Source organism: Vibrio sp. MMG023 (assembly GCF_021654215.1).
GTDB lineage: Bacteria > Pseudomonadota > Gammaproteobacteria > Enterobacterales > Vibrionaceae > Vibrio > Vibrio jasicida.
Genome location: NZ_JAKFZP010000003.1, coordinates 205264 through 226055 on the forward strand (window position 1 = coordinate 205264; position 20792 = coordinate 226055).

At 45.9% G+C, this 20792-nt stretch carries 15 protein-coding genes; 11 read left to right on the forward strand and 4 right to left on the reverse strand.

Annotated elements, in window-relative coordinates; genetic code table 11:
• Positions 1-156: 156 nt before the first annotated feature.
• On the forward strand, positions 157-1389 hold the full coding sequence (locus tag L1076_RS10665) for a DEAD/DEAH box helicase (protein ID WP_237303594.1): 1233 nt from the start codon (positions 157-159) through the stop codon (positions 1387-1389).
• A gap of 109 nt (positions 1390-1498) precedes the next feature.
• Here L1076_RS10665 and L1076_RS10670 read toward each other — a convergent pair whose 3' ends face one another.
• Positions 1499-3100, reverse strand: a complete 1602-nt coding sequence (locus tag L1076_RS10670; RefSeq protein WP_038865577.1) for a BCCT family transporter — start codon at positions 3098-3100, stop codon at positions 1499-1501.
• 411 nt (positions 3101-3511) lie between these two features.
• On the opposite strand from L1076_RS10670, the gene L1076_RS10675 reads away from it, so the two are divergent.
• The 8 genes from L1076_RS10675 to L1076_RS10710 all read left to right on the forward strand — a co-directional run bounded on the left by L1076_RS10675 (position 3512) and on the right by L1076_RS10710 (position 14721).
• On the forward strand, positions 3512-4174 hold the full coding sequence (locus L1076_RS10675; protein WP_038865576.1) for a TrkA family potassium uptake protein: 663 nt from the start codon (positions 3512-3514) through the stop codon (positions 4172-4174).
• Complete coding sequence (locus tag L1076_RS10680) at positions 4171-5538, forward strand: TrkH family potassium uptake protein (protein WP_042602174.1); 1368 nt, start codon at positions 4171-4173, stop codon at positions 5536-5538. Before L1076_RS10675 ends, L1076_RS10680 begins: the two co-directional genes overlap by 4 nt.
• Before the next feature lie 227 nt (positions 5539-5765).
• On the forward strand, positions 5766-8747 hold the full coding sequence (locus L1076_RS10685; protein WP_237303595.1) for a M6 family metalloprotease domain-containing protein: 2982 nt from the start codon (positions 5766-5768) through the stop codon (positions 8745-8747).
• A 170-nt stretch (positions 8748-8917) separates the two neighbouring features.
• Positions 8918-9733 carry a sugar transporter gene (locus L1076_RS10690; protein ID WP_104028845.1) on the forward strand — a complete coding sequence of 272 codons (816 nt, stop codon included), beginning with the start codon at positions 8918-8920 and terminating at the stop codon, positions 9731-9733.
• A 178-nt stretch (positions 9734-9911) separates the two neighbouring features.
• Positions 9912-11381: a YdiU family protein gene (locus L1076_RS10695; protein ID WP_237303596.1), complete on the forward strand. Its 1470-nt coding sequence runs from the start codon at positions 9912-9914 to the stop codon at positions 11379-11381.
• A 216-nt stretch (positions 11382-11597) separates the two neighbouring features.
• Positions 11598-12596, forward strand: a complete 999-nt coding sequence (locus L1076_RS10700) for a TRAP transporter substrate-binding protein (protein ID WP_038865570.1) — start codon at positions 11598-11600, stop codon at positions 12594-12596.
• An 88-nt stretch (positions 12597-12684) separates the two neighbouring features.
• Positions 12685-13356 (forward strand): TRAP transporter small permease, encoded by a 672-nt coding sequence (locus tag L1076_RS10705; RefSeq protein WP_054756927.1) that lies wholly within the window; start codon positions 12685-12687, stop codon positions 13354-13356.
• Between the two features lie 3 nt (positions 13357-13359).
• Positions 13360-14721: a TRAP transporter large permease gene (locus tag L1076_RS10710; RefSeq protein WP_039978295.1), complete on the forward strand. Its 1362-nt coding sequence runs from the start codon at positions 13360-13362 to the stop codon at positions 14719-14721.
• A gap of 37 nt (positions 14722-14758) precedes the next feature.
• On the opposite strand, the gene L1076_RS10715 is transcribed toward L1076_RS10710, so the two are convergent.
• The 3 genes from L1076_RS10715 to L1076_RS10725 form a co-directional block, all read right to left on the reverse strand.
• Positions 14759-14941: a hypothetical protein gene (locus tag L1076_RS10715; RefSeq protein WP_038879460.1), complete on the reverse strand. Its 183-nt coding sequence runs from the start codon at positions 14939-14941 to the stop codon at positions 14759-14761.
• A gap of 77 nt (positions 14942-15018) precedes the next feature.
• Positions 15019-16356 (reverse strand): sigma-54 dependent transcriptional regulator, encoded by a 1338-nt coding sequence (locus tag L1076_RS10720; protein WP_237303597.1) that lies wholly within the window; start codon positions 16354-16356, stop codon positions 15019-15021.
• Positions 16357-16368: 12 nt separating this feature from the next.
• On the reverse strand, positions 16369-18165 hold the full coding sequence (locus L1076_RS10725; RefSeq protein WP_237303769.1) for an ATP-binding protein: 1797 nt from the start codon (positions 18163-18165) through the stop codon (positions 16369-16371).
• A gap of 523 nt (positions 18166-18688) precedes the next feature.
• On the opposite strand from L1076_RS10725, the gene tig reads away from it, so the two are divergent.
• Together tig and clpP are read left to right on the forward strand one after the other, a co-directional pair.
• On the forward strand, positions 18689-19996 hold the full coding sequence (gene tig, locus L1076_RS10730; protein WP_038865559.1) for a trigger factor: 1308 nt from the start codon (positions 18689-18691) through the stop codon (positions 19994-19996).
• Positions 19997-20101: 105 nt separating this feature from the next.
• A complete protein-coding gene (clpP, locus tag L1076_RS10735; RefSeq protein WP_005430931.1) occupies positions 20102-20728 on the forward strand; it encodes an ATP-dependent Clp endopeptidase proteolytic subunit ClpP in 627 nt (208 codons plus the stop codon).
• Positions 20729-20792 lie beyond the last annotated feature (64 nt).

Genomic DNA, 20792 nt, shown 5'->3' on the forward strand with positions numbered 1-20792 from the left:
AGGTGGTCAATAAATCATCACGCCGTAACAATCAGATGCCTTATTAAAAGGATAGAATTTGCTTATCGTCTCCGGCTTGTTCAGGTATGAATGATTCTGTTACTTAGTTCGGATTCTGATACACTACGCGCCCATTTCCTCTGTTGAGACTTTTCTATGCCATTTTCTAAGCTTGGTTTAAGCGCACCTATCACTGAAGCAGTGAAGGCGCTGGGTTATGAAAAACCGACTTCTATCCAACAAAAAGCCATTCCGATTGTTTTGCGTGGCAGCAATTTGATTGCCGCAGCACAAACTGGTACCGGTAAGACTGCTGGCTTTGTACTACCAATCTTAGAAAAACTCAGCAAAGGGGAAACTCAGCGTAAGAAGCGCGCTCGTGCGATCATTTTGACCCCGACACGTGAGTTAGCACTTCAAGTACACCAGAGCATCGAGGCATACGGCAAAAACTTATCGCTTCGTTCTATGGCGATGTTTGGTGGTGTGGATTATGCGCCACAGAAACAAGCGCTGATTGAAGGCGTGGATATTGTCGTAAGCACGCCAGGCCGTTTGATTGACCTTTACGGCCAACGTGCCATTCACTTTGATGAAGTGGAAATGCTGGTTCTGGATGAAGCCGATAAGATGTTGGATATGGGCTTTATCGATTCGATTGATAAGATCGTCGATTGCATGCCAGAAGACATTCAAAGCTTGTTGTTCTCAGCGACGCTATCAAACCCAGTTCGTGACTTGGCGAAAAACGCTATCGTTGACCCTGAAGAGATCACCATTGCGAAGCACAGCGCATCTAAGTCGAACATCAAGCAGTGGATCACTACCGTCGATAAAGACATGAAGTCGTCACTACTGAGCCATATGCTGACGGAAAACGACTGGTCGCAAGTGTTGGTGTTTATAGAGACAAAACACGGCGCGGCGAAGTTGGTTTCTCAACTAGAGAAGCGTGGTATCGTGGCAGAGGCGTTCCACAGTGGTCGTAACCAACGCGTTCGCCAAGAGTTGATTGAGCAGTTTAAAGCGGGTGAAATCCAGTACTTAGTGGCAACAGGTGTTGCGGCGCGTGGTATTGATATCGACAACCTACCTGTTGTTATTAACTACGACTTGCCATTCCCAGCGGATGAATACGTTCACCGTATTGGTCGTACTGGCCGTGCTGGTGCACAAGGTGAAGCGATTTCACTGGTATCAAAAGATGACTTCAAAAACCTATGCATGATTGAAAGCCGTCTGGGTCACTTGCTTGAACGTGTGGAAATCGAAGGTTTCACACCAAGAAAGCCTGTGCCAATTTCTATCTTGAACTACGTACCAAAGAACAAACGTAAACCACAAGACAATGATCGTCCTCGTCGAGACAACGCTGACAAGCGCGATTAAAAATAATCCTTGTTAAAGACGCAGAACTAAAAAAAGAAGCCGCATTTCGATGCGGCTTCTTTGCTTTTTACAACCCTGTTCAAGCTAGGTGGGTTCAGGTTCTGTCTGTCTAGTTCGCTTTCGCTAAACGTCGCTGAATGAACTGAGGTTCTGTGCGCATACCCATCACCAGACTGACACACATAACCAATAGAATGATGGTGAATGGCAGACCAGTTGAAATCGTACCGGCTTGCAGGGCTTGAATTGCTTCTGTACCACCAATCCACAGTAGAACAGCCGCAATAGCACCTTCTATGGTTGCCCAGAAGATACGTTGTGGTACTGGCGCATCCACTTTACCACCAGCGGTAATACTATCGACAACCAGCGATGCAGAGTCTGACGAGGTAATAAAGAACACCATGATCAGAACAATCGAAATGACAGACAAAATCGAGCTCATTGGCATTGCTTCATAAGCATAGAATAGTGACAGTGTTAGGTCGGTAAGCCCATTCGTACCAAGCTCTCCCACTTTGTTCATTACTTGGTCTATCGCAATGCCACCAAATGCGGACATCCAAATTAGCGTTATGAGCGTCGGAATTAAAATCACAGCAGTAAGGAATTCGCGAACCGTACGTCCTTTTGATACTCGTGCAATGAACATACCCACACATGGTGACCATGAAATCCACCAAGCCCAGTAGAACACCGTCCAACCGTGCATCCACGCTTCATCTTCTCGGCCATACGGGTTGCTAAGAGGAATAATGTTCTCAACGTAACCCATTAGCGTAGTCGGGATAGTACTCAACGCGACGGCAAGACCCGCTAGGATAACAAAGACCAATAGAGCAAAAGCCATAGTAAGGTTGATGTTGCTCAGCACTTTTACGCCGCCATCGATTCCTCGAATGACCGACACAACCGCAAGTGTAGTAACGAAAGCGATCACCCCAAGTTGCATTCCAATGCCACTTTCAATGCCCATCACATGCGCGATACCGCTTGCAGCTTGCTGCGCGCCTAGACCTAACGAGGTTGCTAGACCAAAGAGTGTTGCGAGCACGGCCAGAACATCAATCACATGGCCAAACCAACCCCACGTGCGATCACCAAGCAGTGGGTAAAAGACGGAACGGATTGAAAGTGGTAGGCCTTTATTAAAGGCAAAGAAAGCCATAGACAGTGCAACAACGGCGTAGATTGCCCAAGGGTGCAGACCCCAGTGGAACATGGTTGCCCCAAGTGCGACTTGTTTGGCTTCTTCTGTAAATGGCGTTACGCCAAGTGGAGTCTCGTACCAACCTGTAAAGTATGCGACAGGTTCGGCAACGCCCCAAAACATGAGACCGATGCCCATGCCAGCAGCAAACAACATCGCAATCCAAGAAATGTTGGAATGTTCCGGCTTTGCGTTCTCACCGCCAATGCGGATCTTGCCAAAAGGAGAAAAGATCAAACCAATACAGAAGATTAAAAAGATATTGCCAGCCCACATGAAAAGATCATCAAAGCTTCCGATGATCTGCCATTTGACACCATCAAGGCTTGCTTTTGCAGTGGCTGGGTCGACGAGCAGAAGTGCGATTAAAAAAATAATGATCAAGCCAGCGCTGGTGCCAAAAACAGGATTATGAACATCAAATCCCCACTTTTGAACGTTGTCTTGGCCGACCGTGTAGTCAGTATTATCAATACTGTACTTATCCTTAGTTGTAGACATCATCCCTCTCAAACTACTTAGAGTACAAACTAATTTGTCGGCGCGCACTATAACAAACGTCAGAGTAAATGGCTAATTTGTTGATGAAAAGATCAACTTGGTTGGTTTTTATACGTGCAAAAAGCAAAGAACACGAAATAATTTTCGGGATTGATAGTCTTTACAAATAAAGCATCTGTCAAAAATATATATTGATAACTGTGTGAATAGCATGAGTGTGAGTCAGTTAGCTATTGTTCTGATTTAATTGACAATAAGTAGGAAAACTCGCTAGTTGCGTCTACGCTTTAAAAAGTTTTTGTGCGAATGTTTCAGTTAATCTTCTGTCAATTTTCTGTCGTCTAGTTTGCAGATGATAGGGAATAGGCGCAGACTTTCGCGCTTGCTATTCAACGCATAAATGAGGCACAAATGAAAACGGGTGATAAGCAATTTGCTGTAATTGGTCTAGGTCGTTTCGGCTTAGCCGTGTGTAAAGAACTGCAAGATTCTGGCTCACAAGTTTTGGCGGTAGACGTTAATGAAGATCGTGTAAAAGAAGCGGCGAGTTTTGTTAGCCAAGCCATTGTTGCAAACTGCACTCATGAAGAGACGGTGACCGAACTTAAGCTCGATGACTATGACATGGTCATGATCGCCATCGGTGCTGATGTTAATGCCAGCATCCTCGCCACTTTGATCGCGAAGGAAGCCGGCGTGAAATCCGTTTGGGTGAAGGCAAACGACCGCTTCCAAGCTCGCGTACTGCAAAAAATTGGTGCAGACCACGTGATCATGCCAGAGCGAGACATGGGTATCCGCGTTGCACGTAAGATGTTGGATAAGCGTGTGTTGGAGTTCCACCCTCTGGGCAGTGGCTTGGCAATGACTGAGTTTGTCATTGGCTCTCGTTGGATGGGCAAAACCTTGGGCGAACTGGCTTTGTGCAAAGTGGAAGGTGTTCAAGTGCTGGGCTTTAAGCGTGGTCCAGAAATCATCAAAGCGCCCGAGCTCACCACGACATTAGAAATTGGTGACCTTATTATTGTTGTCGGCCCTCAAGATAAATTAGCAAGCAAGCTGAAATCATTATGAGCCAATTTCACCAGAGAGGCGTGTTCTACGTCCCAGACGGCAAACGAGATAAAGCGAAAGGTGGCGAGCCGCGCATTATATTGCTGAGCTTTCTCGGTGTGTTATTGCCTTCTGCTGTTTTGCTAACCTTACCTATGTTTTCGGTGACCGGTCTGTCGATTACCGATGCGCTATTTACTGCGACTTCTGCCATCAGTGTGACGGGGCTTGGGGTCGTTGATACGGGGCAACACTTCACCTTGGCCGGTAAGATTTTGCTGATGTGCTTGATGCAAATCGGTGGGCTAGGGCAAATGACGTTGTCTGCGGTATTGCTTTATATGTTTGGTGTTCGCCTTAGCTTGCGCCAACAAGCCTTAGCAAAAGATGCCTTAGGACAAGACCGTCAGGTTAACTTGCGTAAGCTGGTTAAGAAAATCGTGGTGTTTGCCCTGATCGCAGAAACGATAGGTTTTATTTTCCTTTCTTTCCGTTGGGTGCCTGAAATGGGTTGGCAAACGGGGATGTTCTACGCACTGTTCCATTCTATCTCTGCGTTCAACAACGCCGGATTTGCATTGTTCTCAGATAGCATGATGAGCTTTGTGAATGACCCAGTGGTGATCTTTACGTTGGCGGCATTGTTCATATTCGGTGGTTTGGGTTTCACTGTTATTGGTGACTTGTGGTTGCATTGGCGAAAAGGTTTTCACTTTTTGCACTTGCATACCAAGATCATGTTGATTGCGACCCCCGTATTGCTTGCCGTTGGGACCATCATGTTCTGGTTATTGGAAAGACACAATCCGAACACAATGGAATCTTTGCCTGTAGCGGGGCAGTGGTTAGCGGCGTTCTTCCAATCTGCCAGCGCACGTACAGCGGGTTTTAATAGTGTCGATCTAGCACAATTTACTCAACCAGCTTTGCTGGTGATGATTGTATTGATGCTTATCGGTGCAGGTTCTACCTCAACCGGCGGTGGTATTAAGGTGTCTACTTTTGCTGTCGCGTTTATGGCGACATGGGCGTTCCTTCGTCAGAAAAAGCATGTCGTCATTTTCAAACGTACCGTCAATTGGCAAACCGTTACTAAGTCGCTTGCGATTATTGTTGTGAGCGGGGCTATTCTCACGACGGCAATGTTTTTGCTCATGCTCACCGAGAAAGCCGACTTTGATAAGGTGATGTTCGAGACGATTTCTGCTTTTGCGACTGTTGGATTAACTGCTGGTTTGACGGCTGATCTTTCTGAACCAGGCAAGTACATCATGATAGTAGTGATGATCATTGGTCGTATTGGTCCACTGACACTGGCTTATATGCTAGCGCGTCCAGAACCAACGCTAATCAAATACCCAGAAGACAATGTCTTAACTGGTTAGTAATAGATCTGTTATCAGCAAACGATTACGCGAGTATGGCGGTTTAACTGCGCTCGCGTTTTTTATAAATACGCTGCAGAAATGAGAATAATTTCGATTTATTTGCATTAGTAGTATTTCAATCCTTAACGATTTCTGTACTATCCCATAGTTCTTTCATATACAACTTGTTGTTTTATTTGCGTATGGAATGCGTAATTCGCGCATCGAACTCATGGAGCCGTAGTTTGAAGTTCAAGACACTAGCACTCACCATGCTGGCCGCTTTCGTATCTGGTCAAAGCATGGCAACCACCCCTCCTTCCCCCAATTGGCGAGTAGTCGCCCTAAGCGATGGTACTTCTAGTGATGTGATTCTGCGTGGTAGCGCAAGTTTTCACTGGCACGAAGATAAACAAGGTAATGCGCTGATCAAACAGGGTGAGACTTGGTTTTACGCCCAAATTGAACGTAAATCCGATCGCCCTATTTTGGTTTCAACGGGCGTTGAAAAGACACAAGCAGCCACTGCACCTGCCATTGCAAAAAATCGCCCAAGCGTCTTGCTCAAGCAGTCGATGTCTTCATTGAAAGGCATAGAACCAAGAGCGCGCGCCAATATGATGCGCCAAGCTCAGGGAATTCAAGCGATGAGTGGGGCGAGTGTTAAGCAGCAACCACTATTGGTTGTCGAAGTGTCCTTTAATGATCAAGCGATGGTGCATGATTTCCAACCTTTGGTGTTTGGTGAAAATCGTCAAAGTGTGGTGGATTACTACGACAAGAACTCGAAAGGGCAATATCGTGTTGTTCCAGCCGTTGAAACATACGGGACGGAAAATGATGGTGTGATCGGTGTTAGCGTTAACCAAAACCACCCAGATTGTAACAGCAGTTTTGGTGGTGATGCGTGTGATGTAAAGACCAAGGCCGTTTTTGCGGAGGCCTATCAAAAATTGGACCCGTACTTAAACTTGGCCCAATACGATGTCAATGACAACGGGCGTATTGACCCGACAGAACTGTCAGTGATGTTTATTTTTGCTGGTGGTGACCGTTCGACAGACTATCTTGATCGTCCATCAATTTGGCCGCACAAATTCTCTCATGATGATGTAACCATCGACGGTAAAACGATCACAGAGTATTGCGTATTTGCTGATTTCCAAGTGACGCATCAATCGACATTGGGAGTGATCGTTCACGAACTCGGTCATCTTATGCTTGGTTTACCGGACCTATACTCCTACAACGGTTTGGCCTCTATTGGTCAGTGGGGAGTGATGGGCGCTGGTTCATGGGCGATGAAACCAGGGGACAGCTATGCTGGCGATACCCCCGTTAATATGAGTGCGTGGAGCAAGCATGCCGCTGGGTTTGTCGTACCAGAAATTGCCCAAACGGACGAATCTTCCTCGGTATCGAATGGCGAGGTAGAGCTGGTTTACCTTGATCCTTACTTAAAAGAACATGGCCCTCGCGTTTACCTTGAAAATCGTACCCATGTTGATTACGACCGTGCATTGGCAGGAGAAGGTGTTCTCGCTACGTCGGTGAATATCTTGAATCCTTTCAATGGTGCTGGCGATATGCAGGTGCAAATCATGCAAGCCGATGGTGAGCGTGAGCTTGAGTGGGGATTCCCAAGTGACAGTGGCGATTTGTACCCAAATGGTGCTACGGCTATCTCTGATTTCTCTATTCCTAGCTTGAGTAGTATTACGGGATACAACACTGACGTCACTATTTCGAATATTACGAGTAACGCCAGTAGCGCGACCTTCTCATTAACGATGCCAAATGAGCCAAATAAATCGGCTTGGAAAAATTCGTTCTATCAAGGCTATGTGATGTCGGGAACGGATAACGCGTTGGGCATTTCTATTGACCTCAAAGCCGCATCGCAACTTGATGGCCTTCAGGTTTACGCCACGTTAGACAGCTTTGAGAATTCGATGAATTATAAGGTGTGGCGTTTTCCATCAACAGGTTTAGAAACTTACAGCCTGTGGTTAGAGGAAAGTGAAGCTCAGTTGCTACAAGAAGGTTCTTTGCAAGGTTCCTCACGTATTCTTTTTGATCAACCTAGTCAACTAAGTGCGGGTCATCACTTGCTAGTCGTTGAGCTTGAAGGTGGGCGTTTTGAAACTAATTTCAATTTTGAAAGTGCGTTAGCGACAGAATTGCAATCTCAACCAACGATGTGGGCTGGTCGCAGCAACGCGATTTACGCAAATGGTTTAACGAGACAAAGCTTTTCTTTCATTCCTTTCGCCGCCTTATTTGATATCGACACAAACAGCCTTGTTGAAGCAAAAGCCGATATCATTGAAACCGATAAGAATGTTTCTGTTGATCTGAACTTAATGGACAATGACTTTGTTGCTCCAGGTTATCAATTTAATGTTGAATACACGCAGCAACCGACACATGGATCTATTAGTGGGAATAAATACCAACCACAAATGGGCTTTGTAGGGACAGATCGTTTCCAATATCGTCTTGTTTCTTCTGATGGTGCATTGAACTCGGCATCAGTCACCGTTCAAGTGACAGTGAATGGTCAAAATGAAGCGCCAACCGCGAGTATTGACGTTGATACCAGCAGCATGAGTGTTGATGGCAAAGGAAGCTTATCAGCGGCATCGAGTACGGACCCAGATGGCGATACGCTTGAATATACGTGGGTACAAACCTCCGGTACGGCAGCAACATTGACGAATACAAGCAGCGCAGACGCAAGTTTTAGTGTCGTTCAAGGTACGAAAGCCGGTGAGGTTCTAACGTTCCAAGTGACGGTCACCGATCCAAGCGGATTGTCTTCAAATGCAACAGTCGATGTTGAAGTTGAGAATACTGCGCCGGTGACGCAACCAGACTCTGCCAGTGTTGAAGCGGGTAAGAGTATTGTGATTGATGTGTTGAGTAATGATTCGGATTTCAATGGAGACACACTCATATTGCAAAGTGTAAATAACTTGTCTGGAGACGGCTCTGCGAGTGTCCTTAACGGTAAAGTCGAATATCAAGCACCAGATGATGAAGTCGCGAACGTTCAGTTGGAATACACTGTTTCTGATGGCATGGGTGGTACTACCAAAGGATCCATCAATGTTTCCGTCGTGGCTTCAGTTAAGAGTGTCGATTTCAAAAAATCTGACAGTGGCGGTAGTGTCTCTTATTGGGCATTAATGTTACTGGCGCTACTTGGTTGGCGTCGCCGCACTTAATTGATGTTTCAAAGCCACTCTTTTGAGTGGCTTTTTTCTGTTCATTCTTATTCCAACAATGTACTCATCGATCTTTTTACTATGAGATGAGTTTCACCTTTATTTTTGTACGCCTTCTATTCTTGAGGCGTAATCTATGGCTAGGTATTTATAAAAGTAAGGATATTTTTATGTCTGATAATCGGTTTTCTGTTGCGGCTCTTTGCCAAGAAGCAGTAGTAATGGTCAGAGCAAACCTGCTCGCGATAGTTGTCGCTTGTATTCCTTTGATCGTGGTTCACACGATCTTTATTACCCAATACCAAGAAGCCCTAGTTCAAGGATCGCAAGAGCCTGACTTTTCTAACTTTGGTGCTGGTTTCTTTATTACGACTTTCCTTTTGTACCCTCTGGTTGCGGCAATGGCGGCGGTTCGCATCCACCGTATTTATCTTGCTCATGAATACATGCGTTCTGTTCTCGATGTAATGCGCTTATCCATGCGAGAGTTACGGTTTATTGGCTGGTGGATTTTGTTCGGTTTATCAATGGGCTTGATCATCGCGTTACCAATATTTCTCGTGACGTTTTTTATCGTCTTTGAAGGCGGAGAGATCAGTGAGTTCACAATGAACCTTGTTACCTTGCTGCTGAGTGTTCCGGGATACTGGGTTCTTTCCCGTTGGTCCTTAGTGTTACCTGCAACGGCGTTAGATCGTGAACCGAGAAGCCTTGGTAATGCATGGCGACAAAGTCGTCCTTTCAACAAGCAGATTTTTATTTTGATGGGGCTAATTCCTTTGGTTGTGGGATCGGTTAGTCAATTTGTGTTCGCTGAGTTCACCCATCTTTTCGCATTGGTCGTATCTGGCGTTATTTTCGGTATTTTTGGAGCCTTCCAAATCGCACTTCTATCTTTGAGTTATCGAACGATTCTGGATATCGAACGCGCTCAGTTTAAGGGTGTTCCAGACTCTCAGAGCGATGCTTACGAGTTTCGAGGGTAAGTCATCATGGCAGCCCCGTTAACGATGCTGTAAAGCGGGGCCGCTTCTTTTTACTCCTTTCGCTAAAGTGGTTTCTTTGATCTGCTCTTTCTGAAATACCCATGAATAATTCGTGGCTGAAAGCTATGGCATACAGGGCGTATACTTTCTAACAGGAAGCCGTATTTGAGGAACCATCATGCCTATCTTAGAAGGTGTCAATTTCACCCATCGATTTAGTGAACTACCATCTGCGTTTTTCACCTATGTTACTCCGCAGCTCTTAGACAATACGCGTTGGGTAGTGTGGAATGGCGAGTTTGCTCAACAGTTTGGTTTACCAGTGAAAGAGAGTGACGAGCTTTTGAAGGTATTTTCTGGGCAAACGGATTTTGTGCCTTTCGCGCCTTTAGCAATGAAGTACGCAGGTCATCAGTTTGGGGTTTATAACCCAGACTTGGGGGACGGTCGCGGCTTGTTGTTCGCTGAAATGCAGCACAATGATGGCACTTGGTTTGATATTCACCTCAAAGGAGCAGGGCTTACCCCGTACTCGCGAATGGGGGATGGCCGAGCGGTACTACGTTCTACTATTCGTGAATATCTGTGCAGTGAGGCGATGGCTGGGTTAGGCATTCCGACCACCAGAGCACTGGGTATGATGGACAGTGATACCCCCGTTTATCGCGAGAAGATGGAATATGGTGCGTTGTTGATTCGCGTAGCAGAAACGCACATCCGTTTTGGTCACTTCGAGCACTTCTTTTATACCAATCAACTTGCTGAGCAAAAGCTGCTCGCTGACAAAGTGATTGAATGGCACTTCCCTGCGTGCTCCCAAACGGAGAAGCCATACGCAGCTATGTTCGAGTCTATTGTGGAGAAAACCGCAGAGATGATTGCCTACTGGCAAGCTTACGGTTTTGCGCATGGCGTGATGAACACCGATAACATGTCGATACTCGGACAAACTTTCGACTATGGCCCGTTTGGCTTCCTCGACGATTATGATCCAAATTACATTTGTAACCATTCAGACTACCAAGGTCGTTATGCGTTTGAGCAGCAGCCACGCATCGCGCTGTGGAACTTATCTGCCTTAGCGCATGCATTATCGCCGTTGGTGGTGCGAGAAGATCTTGAAGCGGCGCTTGGTAAATTTGAAGTTCGCCTGAGCCAGCAATTCAGTGCACTGATGCGAGCCAAACTCGGTCTCCATACTAAGGTGGACGAAGATGGACGTTTGTTCGAAGCTATGTTTGAGCTGTTGAACCAAAACAAAGCTGACTACACTCGCTTCTTCCGTGAGTTGTCTAATCTCGATGTTAAGTCGCCTCAAGCTGTGATCGATTTGTTCCTTGATCGCGAAGCCGCTAATGCATGGGTGGATTTGTATCTTGCTCGCTGCGAATTAGAGGTTGATGAACGAGGTGAATGTGTTAACGCAGCCACACGATGTGGACGCATGCGTCAAGTGAATCCGAAATACATCTTACGTAACTACCTTGCGCAGCTTGCCATTGATAAGGCAGAGGAGGGAGATTTCAGTGAAGTAAATCGTCTCGCTGAGTTGCTAAAGCACCCATTTGATGAACAGCCAGAGTTTGATGATTATGCCAAGTTACCTCCAGAATGGGGTAAGACGATGGAAATCAGCTGCTCTTCCTAAAATGTGTCATTTCCCACCCATAGAGCCTGTTCTCGTGGGTGGATTTAACCCCTTATCTTCACCATTGATTATTCTTTATTATTTAAATTACTGAATAATAGGGATTAATTAACTTGGCCTGCAACTTGCCCCTTGTTGAACATCCGTACCCATCACCCTCTACCCATTTAGGTACTCATGGAAAGGATGGGATGTGATTCAACAAGGAGAATAATAATGTTTAAACCTCTAACCCTTCTGTCTGTCTCTGCTCTTGCTGTCACTAGTTTTAACGCTGCCGCAAATTGTGACCCTGGTGAAACCGTCATCAAGTTCAGCCACGTAACTAACACTGATAAACACCCGAAAGGCATTGCAGCTTCGCTGCTAGAAAAGCGCGTGAACGAAGAGATGAACGGCAAAGTCTGTATGCAGGTTTTCCCTAACTCGACACTGTACGATGATAACAAGGTGCTTGAAGCGCTCCTTAATGGTGATGTTCAACTCGCTGCCCCTTCTCTTTCAAAGTTTGAGAAATTCACCAAAAAGTACCGCATCTTTGACCTTCCTTTTCTATTCGAAGATGTGGCGGCTGTTGACCGTTTCCAAAACTCAGAATCTGGCGAGAAGCTAAAGAACGCAATGAAGCGTCGTGGCTTACAAGGTCTCGCTTTCTGGCACAACGGTATGAAGCAGATGTCTGCCAACAAGCCATTAATGCTGCCAAGCGATGCCGAAGGGCTGAAGTTCCGCGTGCAAGCATCCGACGTTTTGGTCGCTCAGTTCGAGCAACTTGGTGCGAACCCGCAAAAAATGTCATTTAAAGAAGTGTACGGCGGTCTTCAAACCAAAGTTATAGATGGTCAAGAAAATACGTGGTCGAACATTTACGGTAAGAAGTTCTTCGAAGTACAAGATGGCATCACTGAAACCAACCACGGCATTCTGGATTACCTTGTTGTAACGTCAAACGACTTCTGGAAAAAACTCCCAGATGATCAACGCGAGCAGCTCAATACCATCATTCAAGAGGTAACGACTCAGCGCAATGCAGAATCGACACAAGTTAACCTTGCGAATAAGAACAACATCATTGAAGCGGGTGGGGTAGTTCGAACTCTAACGCCTGAGCAACGCCAAGAATGGGTGACTGCACTTCAACCTGTGTGGAAAAAGTTTGAGAAAGACATCGGTACCGATCTTATTGATGCCGCAATAGCGTCTAACCAACAATAAATATTACACGAGCACTACGATTGGCCCTCATGTACTCAGCGGTCTGAGGAAGAGGGCCCTTTTCTCCCAATAATGATGTGATGTAATTATGGAACAGACTTTTTTTGCCAAGGCAGGGCGAATCACTGACGCCTTAGAAGAAACGCTGATTGCATTTTTTCTCGGTGCAATGACGTTGCTGACGTTTGCCAATGTGATTTTTCGCTATGTCTTTAACGACAATATACTTTGGGCGCTGGAGCTGACCGTATTCATGTTCGCGTGGATGGTGTTGGTTGGTGCGTCTTATGGAGTAAAGAAACATTTTCACATTGGTGTCGATGCCATCATCAATATGGTTTCTGAGCCTAAACGTAAAATACTCGCGTTGCTTGCCGCTGTTTGCTGCCTAGCGTTTTCGGTTCTACTACTGATTGGTTCTTGGAATTACTGGTACCCATTTGCGACGGAGCGTGCATGGTATGAGACGGATGACATTCCAATGCCAGAGATGTTTCAATTCTTGGCCGATTGGCTTAATGAAGGTGAACGCTACGAAAAGCTACCAAGATTTATTCCTTACTTTGCGCTGCCACTTGGTATGGCGCTGCTGACGTTCCGTTTTGTACAAATTACATGGCAAATTGCGACAGGTAAACTCGACCGTCTAATTGCAGGTCATGAAGCCGAAGAAGAGTTAGAAGCGTTAAAAGAAGAGCTGAGTGAAGCGGCGGATGCCATTCCAAATAGTTCCTCTTCATCAGATCGCAAGGAGCAATAAACCATGGATATTCTGTTTTTATTCTTGATGGTGATTGGCTTCATGCTGATTGGTGTGCCAATTGCTGTCTCGCTGGGCCTTTCTAGTATTCTGTTCTTATTGATGCACTCGGATGCATCTTTGGCCTCTGTTGCTCAAACTCTGTTTAATGCGTTTGCTGGTCACTACACCCTTTTAGCGATTCCCTTCTTTATTTTAGCCTCAAGCTTTATGTCTACCGGTGGTGTAGCCAAACGTATTATCCGCTTCGCGATCGCTATTGTCGGCTGGTTCCGTGGTGGCTTAGCGATGGCGTCGGTTGTGGCGTGTATGATGTTTGCCGCGCTTTCGGGGTCATCTCCAGCAACGGTAGTCGCGATTGGTAGCATCGTTATCGCCGGTATGATCAAAAACGGCTACTCGAAGGAGTTTGCGGCGGGTGTTATCTGTAATGCGGGGACATTGGGCATTTTGATTCCACCTTCAATTGTGATGGTTGTGTATGCCGCTGCGACGGATGTATCGGTGGGGCGTATGTTCCTCGGCGGTGTGATACCGGGCTTGCTTGCGGGTGTGATGTTGATGATTGCTATCTACATCGCCGCGAGGATTAAGAACCTGCCAAAACAACCTTTTGTCGGTTGGAAAGAAACCTTCGATGCCGCTAAAGACGCCAGTTGGGGATTGTTGTTGGTGGTGATCATTCTTGGTGGTATTTACGGTGGTATCTTCACACCAACAGAAGCTGCGGCGGTGGCAGCAGTTTATTCGTTTTTGATTGCCAACTTTATCTATAAAGACATGGGACCATTTGCGGATAAACATAATACCAAACCAGCGTTGGTAAAGATCTTCCAAACGTTTGTCCATAAAGACACCAAGCACACGCTCTATGAAGCCGGCAAACTGACCATCATGCTGTTGTTCATCATTGCCAATGCTTTGATTCTTAAACATGTACTGACAGAAGAACGCATCCCGCAAATGATCACTGAATCTATGCTGTCTGCGGGGCTCGGCCCGATCACCTTCTTAATTGTGGTCAACGTGTTGCTGCTGATTGGCGGTCAGTTTATGGAGCCTTCAGGGTTGTTGATTATCGTCGCACCTTTGGTTTTTCCAATTGCAATCGCACTAGGTATCGACCCTATTCACCTTGGTATTATGATGGTGGTGAATATGGAGATAGGCATGATAACGCCACCTGTGGGGCTTAATTTGTTTGTAACCGCCGGGGTGGCGAAAATGTCGATGATGAACGTGGTGAAAGCGGCTTTGCCTTGGGTGGCGGTGATGTTCTTATTCCTCATTATCGTAACGTATGTACCTTGGGTTTCGACTTGGCTACCAACCACGCTGATGGGACCAGAAATCATCACTAAGTAATGGTTTTTAGCCACAAAAGCAAAAGAGGTGTGACTGTTCACACCTCTTCGTTTATGGATTTATAGGTTGGCCTTCTCGGATCGGGTTTGATCCTCCGCTCGTAGCCAAGCCACTTCTTTTTGTTTTTGCGCCTATCTTCGCCAGAACGCCTTTCTTCTTGATAATGTCCGTCGACCATTACTGTATCAGTGATCACCGGTATTTTAATTTTTTCTGTCATATCCGTATGAGCCATCTTTTCGTTGTTATAAAAAGTATGATTCAAGTTGGATATAACAACAAACCGCAAACTGCGTTTTATTTATATAGATCTTTATCTATCTGATAGCGTTGCATTTTGTCATACAGGGTTTTTCGAGGCACATTCAATTGTTCCATGGTGTGCTTAATACTGCCGCGGCTTTCTAGTAAAACACTCTCTATTGCTGCTTTCTCAAATTCTGCCACTTGTTCTGCAAGGCTTGATGCCGTTGTTGGGTGAGAGGGTGTCTCTCCGAGTTGTATCAGCTTACCCAGTAAGACAAAGCGTTCGGCTGCGTTGCGCAGTTCACGAACATTACCGGGCCAATCATGGGCCATTAATTGAGCGAGATCTTGCGACGAAAGGCTAGGTGAGGTTTTACCATAACGTGATGCAGCGACTAACAGAAAGTGGTGGAACAGCGCAGGAATGTCCTCTTTTCGTTCGCGCATGGGTGGTAAGTCGAGCGTGACTACATTGAGACGATAATACAGGTCTTGTCTAAAGTAGCCTTCTTCAGCGGCTTGCTTTAAGTCGACCTTAGTTGCGGCAATGACTCTGATGTCCAATGGCAGTAATTCATTTGATCCTACTCGTTCAATCACTCTTTCTTGAAGAACACGTAGTAATCGAATTTGTGCCTGAATCGGCATAGATTCGATTTCATCTAAAAACAGAGTGCCGCCCTGAGCGAATTCAAATTTGCCGATACGACGGGTTTCTGCGCCGGTAAACGCGCCTTTTTCGTGACCGTACAACTCGCTCTCAATTAGGTTTTCCGGTACTGCGCCGCAATTTACTGCGACAAAGTTTTGATTGCGGCGAGCACTTTGCTCATGCAGCGAACGAGCAATCAGTTCTTTGCCTGTTCCTGTTTCGCCAAATAGTAAAATATCGGCGTTCGTATCCGCGATGTGACTGATGGTTTCGCGCAGCATCTGGATGCTAGGAGTTTCGCCGATAATTCTTGGCCCAAGGGTTTTGCTGGCTTTGAGTGACTGTCGCAGTTTTTCATTTTCGTTGGTGAGCTTTCGCTTCTCAATAGCCCGCTTAACGGTTTCTACTAGATGATCTGGCGCAAAAGGTTTCTCGATAAAATCGTAAGCGCCCTGATGGAGAGCTTGTACTGCCATGGATATATCGCCATGTCCGGTGATCATGATGACGGGGAGGTTTGCATCGCGCTGAGTGAGTGTGGTCAGCAAATCCATTCCGGAAATGCCCGGCAAACAGATATCAGTGACAACGACGCCAGCTTCTTCGCCTTGCTGCATCGCAATTAAAGCCGATTCTGCATCGGAGAAAAACTTGGCGCCAATATCGGCAAGTTCGAAGGTTTGTTCTATCGCCAGTCTGAGATCGGCTTCGTCATCAATAAAAAATACCTGACACATGGTCTCATCCTTCTATGGTTTGGCGTTTGGTGAAGCAATAGGTAAACAGAGTGAGAATCGAGCACCACCTTGTTTTCTATTCTGAGCACTCAATCTACCGTTCATCCCGGCTAAGATTTGTTGGGAGATTGAAAGCCCTAACCCCAAACCGTTTTGTTTGGTGGTCAAAAACGGTTCGCACAATTCTGAAAGTGTGAATGCACCCAAACCTGAGCCGTTGTCATCGACATGAATCCAGACAGTTTTCGTTGTCTCATCACGTTCCACAGACAACGCCACTCGTCTCTGTTCTTGGACTTTCATTGCTTCAATCGCGTTGGTTAGCAGATTTACTAATACTTGCTCAAGCTGGATAGTATTGATGTACACATCGATATCATGCTTTGGAACATTCGTTTCTAATGTCACTCGCGCCGATTTGAACGCGGGCTTCATCAACTCTTGTGCCGACGCAATGACGGGTAATAGGCGGGTGTGAAGTAGTTCACTCCCACTGGTTTTCTTGGCAAAAGAACGCAATTGTTGGCTGATGTTTGCCATTCGGTCGGTGAGTGCGGAAATGCGGGTGAGGTTATCTTCAACTCGTTCCCACTTTTCTTTTTGAAGAAATAGCTTCCCGTTCTCAGCAAAACTGCGAATGGCGGCGAGCGGGTTATTAAGCTCATGACTGATGCTTGCTGACATTTGCCCAAGTACCGCCAGTTTTGCGGCTTGTATCAACTCATCTTGCGTCAAGCGTAAGGTCTGCTCGGTTTCGGTACGCTGGGCAACTTCGGCTTGCAGCTCAGCGGTACGCGCCATGACTTGATATTCAAGTTTCTGATTGGCTTCTTGCTGGATTCGATCAAGTTGACGATGTCGCTGCTGGCGGTGATAAACCAGTTGGCCTAGAAGGAATAAAACGGTAAAAGCTAGAGTCAAAACGAGCAAATAGCCCATGGTGAACCAAACCACCGTTTGCTTAGGCGAGAGTACCCGGATCGTCAGTTTGAGTTCGTCAAGGGGCAAGGAAGAGATCACCAAGGTTCCTTTATTGTAAGGGTAGCCCTGCTTTACCTCAGAATGTTTCGGCAGCATGTCACCGACAAAACCAAGTGACTCAATATGAGTGTCTAAATACTGTCGGCTTGCCCAAACTTCGGCTTCTTTTATTTCATCAAGTGATTGTAGGCTTTTGAACAACCAGTCGTTACGGCTGCTCATAAACACTATGCCATTTGGGTCACTGGCGACGAAAACACTTTTAGGCTGCTGCCAATTGTCTTCTATCTTGTTCAAATCCATTTTGACCACCACGACACCAATTACGCCACCGGCATAGACGATGGGGTAGGAATAGTAATAGCCGCGTTTACCCGAAGTGGAGCCGAGGGCGTAATATTCACTTCTCTCACCGACAATGGCTTGCTTGAAATAAGGGCGAAAAGCGAAGTTGCGCCCCACAAATGAACGCTCTTTGCGCCAATTACTGGCGGCGATCGTCGTCCCCCATTTGTCGATCAAATAGGTGTCTGCCGCTTCAATCACGTGATTAACCGATTCTAGATAGCGGTTGGTGATTTCGAGCTGCGCACTGTTATTCGGGGTTAGTAGTGCTTGTACCAAAGGTTCATCTTTAGATAGTAAATGGGGAATGTGCGCGTATTTGTCTAATTTGTTTTGGATATGACTGGAAAAACGTTCCAGCTGAGACTGGTGTTTTTCGAGCAAAGATTGGTAGCTGTGACTCCAAACCCAATGCCCACCGATGAAAGCGCAAAGTAAATAGAAGGCAAAAAAAATCAGTAGAATACGGTTTTTCTGCGACATCATTACGCTCCTTGCCCCTTCCTTTGGTGACGTAAGAAAATGTTAATAGTTTGTAGTGATGAATAGGGATTTAGTTTTCAACTCTGTGGAGTAAAACAAGAGCAAGATCTCTTTTTAGGCTTTTCAATAAAAAAAGCAGTCGATTCTCTTGAAAAAGTCGCTATTGTCCCCATTCTAGATATGCTGGCTAAGGCGAAGCGATGCTAAAAGGGCATTTTTCGCAAAAATTGAGCCCGTATTCGAGAATTTAGCGCAGACAATGTCCACATAGTGGCTATTGGCTCGACAGGATTGCGACAGATCGCTAGAATGTCGCGTCTAAAAATTCTGTCCTGAGGCTAATAGGAGATACCTTTTGCGTTTGCGGAGGATATCACTGATTAGTCTGGTGTTGGTTTCCAGCATCGATACTCGGTTTTAACTTAGGTGTTCGGACAGAACACTACACAAGGATGAAGCGTGAACTCACAGAGTCTCGCTCATAAGCTCGGGAAGACCGAGCCACTTTAGAGGTTTATATATAATGCAAGTTACTGTTGAAACGCTAGAGGGCCTAGAGCGCCGTCTAAACATTACTGTTCCAGCTGCAAACATCGAAGACGCTGTAACAGCTGAACTACGCAACATCGCTAAAAACCGTCGTTTCGATGGTTTCCGTAAAGGTAAAGTGCCTCTAAAAATGGTTGCTAAGATGTACGGCAAAGCAGTACGTCAAGACGTTCTTGGTGAAGTTATGCAACGCCACTTCATCGAAGCGATCGTAAAAGAGAAAATCAACCCAGCAGGCGCTCCAACTTTCGCACCAGTTGAAAACAACGAAGGCGCTGACCTAGTTTTCGCTGCAACTTTCGAAGTTTACCCAGAAGTTGAGCTAAAAGGCCTAGACAGCATCACAGTTGAAAAACCAACAACTGAAGTTAACGATGCAGACGTAGAAGAGATGATCGAAACTCTACGTAAGCAACAAGCTACTTGGGCTGAAGTAGAAGAAGCTGCTGAAGCTGGTAAGCGTGTAAGCATCGACTTCGTTGGTTCTATCGATGGTGAAGAGTTCGAAGGCGGTAAAGCTGAGAACTTCCCACTAGAGATGGGCGCAGGTCGCATGATCCCAGGTTTCGAAGACGGTATCGAAGGTAAAACTAAAGGTATGGAATTCGAGATCGACGTAAACTTCCCAGAAGATTACCACGCTGAAAACCTAAAAGGTAAAGCTGCTAAGTTCGCAATCAAAGTGAACAAAGTTGAAGCTCGCGAACTACCAGAACTAAACGACGAATTCGTTTCTAAGTTCGGTGTTGCTGAAGGTGGCGTTGACGCACTTAAAGCTGAAGTTCGTAAGAACATGGAGCGCGAACTTAAGCAAGCTATTAAGAACCGCATCAAAGAGCAAGCTATCGACGGCCTAGTTGAGCAAAACGAAATCGACGTACCAGCTGCACTTATCGACCAAGAAATCCAAGTTCTACGTCAACAAGCTGCACAACGCTTCGGTGGTAACCCAGAAGCAGCTGCACAGCTTCCACGTGAACTGTTCGAAGAGCAAGCTAAGCGTCGCGTAGTTGTTGGTCTTCTACTAGGTGAAGTAATCAAGTCTGAAGAGCTAAAAGCTGACGACGAGAAAGTGAAGTCTCTTATCGAAGAGATGGCAACAGCTTACGAAGATCCAACAGAAGTTATTGCTTACTACGAGCAAAACGAGCAAATGATGAACAACATGCGTAACGTTGCTCTAGAAGAGCAAGCAATCGACGCGATCATCGCTAAAGCACAGGTTACTGAGAAAGAAGTAAGCTTCAACGAGCTACTTAACCAACAACAACCTGCTGCTTAATAAGCAATATCTTGCGTAGAAGGTTGACTTAACGTCGACTATTCTGCTAACAATGGTCCGTATGATAGTCATCATCCGGGCCATTTATTTTAGGGACATAAGAATATGAGCTACCAAGAAAAAAATGCAATGTCGCCAATTATTGACGCGCTAGTGCCAATGGTGGTTGAACAAACTTCCCGCGGCGAACGCTCTTACGACATTTACTCACGTTTGCTTAAAGAGCGCGTGATCTTTTTAACCGGTCAAGTGGAAGACCACATGGCAAACCTTGTCGTGGCTCAGCTACTTTTCCTAGAATCTGAAAATCCAGATAAAGATATTTTCCTATACATCAACTCTCCAGGCGGCAGCGTGACTGCGGGTATGTCTATTTACGACACTATGCAGTTCATCAAGCCGAATGTGAGCACAGTATGTATGGGTCAAGCTTGCTCAATGGGTGCGTTCCTGCTTGCAGGTGGTGCGCCAGGTAAGCGTTACGTTCTGCCTAATTCACGTGTGATGATCCACCAACCACTTGGTGGTTTCCAAGGTCAAGCTTCTGATATCCAAATCCATGCTCAGGAAATCCTGACTATCAAGCAGAAGCTAAATAACCTGTTGGCAGAGCATACTGGTCAGCCTCTTGAAGTGATTGAACGTGATACTGATCGTGATAACTTCATGTCGGCAGATCAGGCAGTAGAATACGGTATTGTGGATGCAGTGTTGAGCCATCGCGGCGAGTAATTTAGCCAGCGCATTTTGGCTAAATTTGATATACACTCAATTCATAAAGAGTAAAGGCTAAGAG

Bases quoted from the DNA above. Each gene is read 5' to 3' on its own strand.
- L1076_RS10665 (WP_237303594.1), top strand. From the start codon at position 157: ATGCCATTTTCTAAGCTTGGTTTAAGCGCACCTATCACTGAAGCAGTG.
- L1076_RS10670 (WP_038865577.1), bottom strand. From the start codon at position 3,100: ATGTCTACAACTAAGGATAAGTACAGTATTGATAATACTGACTACACG.
- L1076_RS10675 (WP_038865576.1), top strand. From the start codon at position 3,512: ATGAAAACGGGTGATAAGCAATTTGCTGTAATTGGTCTAGGTCGTTTC.
- L1076_RS10680 (WP_042602174.1), top strand. From the start codon at position 4,171: ATGAGCCAATTTCACCAGAGAGGCGTGTTCTACGTCCCAGACGGCAAA.
- L1076_RS10690 (WP_104028845.1), top strand. From the start codon at position 8,918: ATGTCTGATAATCGGTTTTCTGTTGCGGCTCTTTGCCAAGAAGCAGTA.
- L1076_RS10695 (WP_237303596.1), top strand. From the start codon at position 9,912: ATGCCTATCTTAGAAGGTGTCAATTTCACCCATCGATTTAGTGAACTA.
- L1076_RS10700 (WP_038865570.1), top strand. From the start codon at position 11,598: ATGTTTAAACCTCTAACCCTTCTGTCTGTCTCTGCTCTTGCTGTCACT.
- L1076_RS10705 (WP_054756927.1), top strand. From the start codon at position 12,685: ATGGAACAGACTTTTTTTGCCAAGGCAGGGCGAATCACTGACGCCTTA.
- L1076_RS10710 (WP_039978295.1), top strand. From the start codon at position 13,360: ATGGATATTCTGTTTTTATTCTTGATGGTGATTGGCTTCATGCTGATT.
- L1076_RS10715 (WP_038879460.1), bottom strand. From the start codon at position 14,941: ATGACAGAAAAAATTAAAATACCGGTGATCACTGATACAGTAATGGTC.
- L1076_RS10720 (WP_237303597.1), bottom strand. From the start codon at position 16,356: ATGTGTCAGGTATTTTTTATTGATGACGAAGCCGATCTCAGACTGGCG.
- L1076_RS10725 (WP_237303769.1), bottom strand. From the start codon at position 18,165: ATGTCGCAGAAAAACCGTATTCTACTGATTTTTTTTGCCTTCTATTTA.
- tig (WP_038865559.1), top strand. From the start codon at position 18,689: ATGCAAGTTACTGTTGAAACGCTAGAGGGCCTAGAGCGCCGTCTAAAC.
- clpP (WP_005430931.1), top strand. From the start codon at position 20,102: ATGAGCTACCAAGAAAAAAATGCAATGTCGCCAATTATTGACGCGCTA.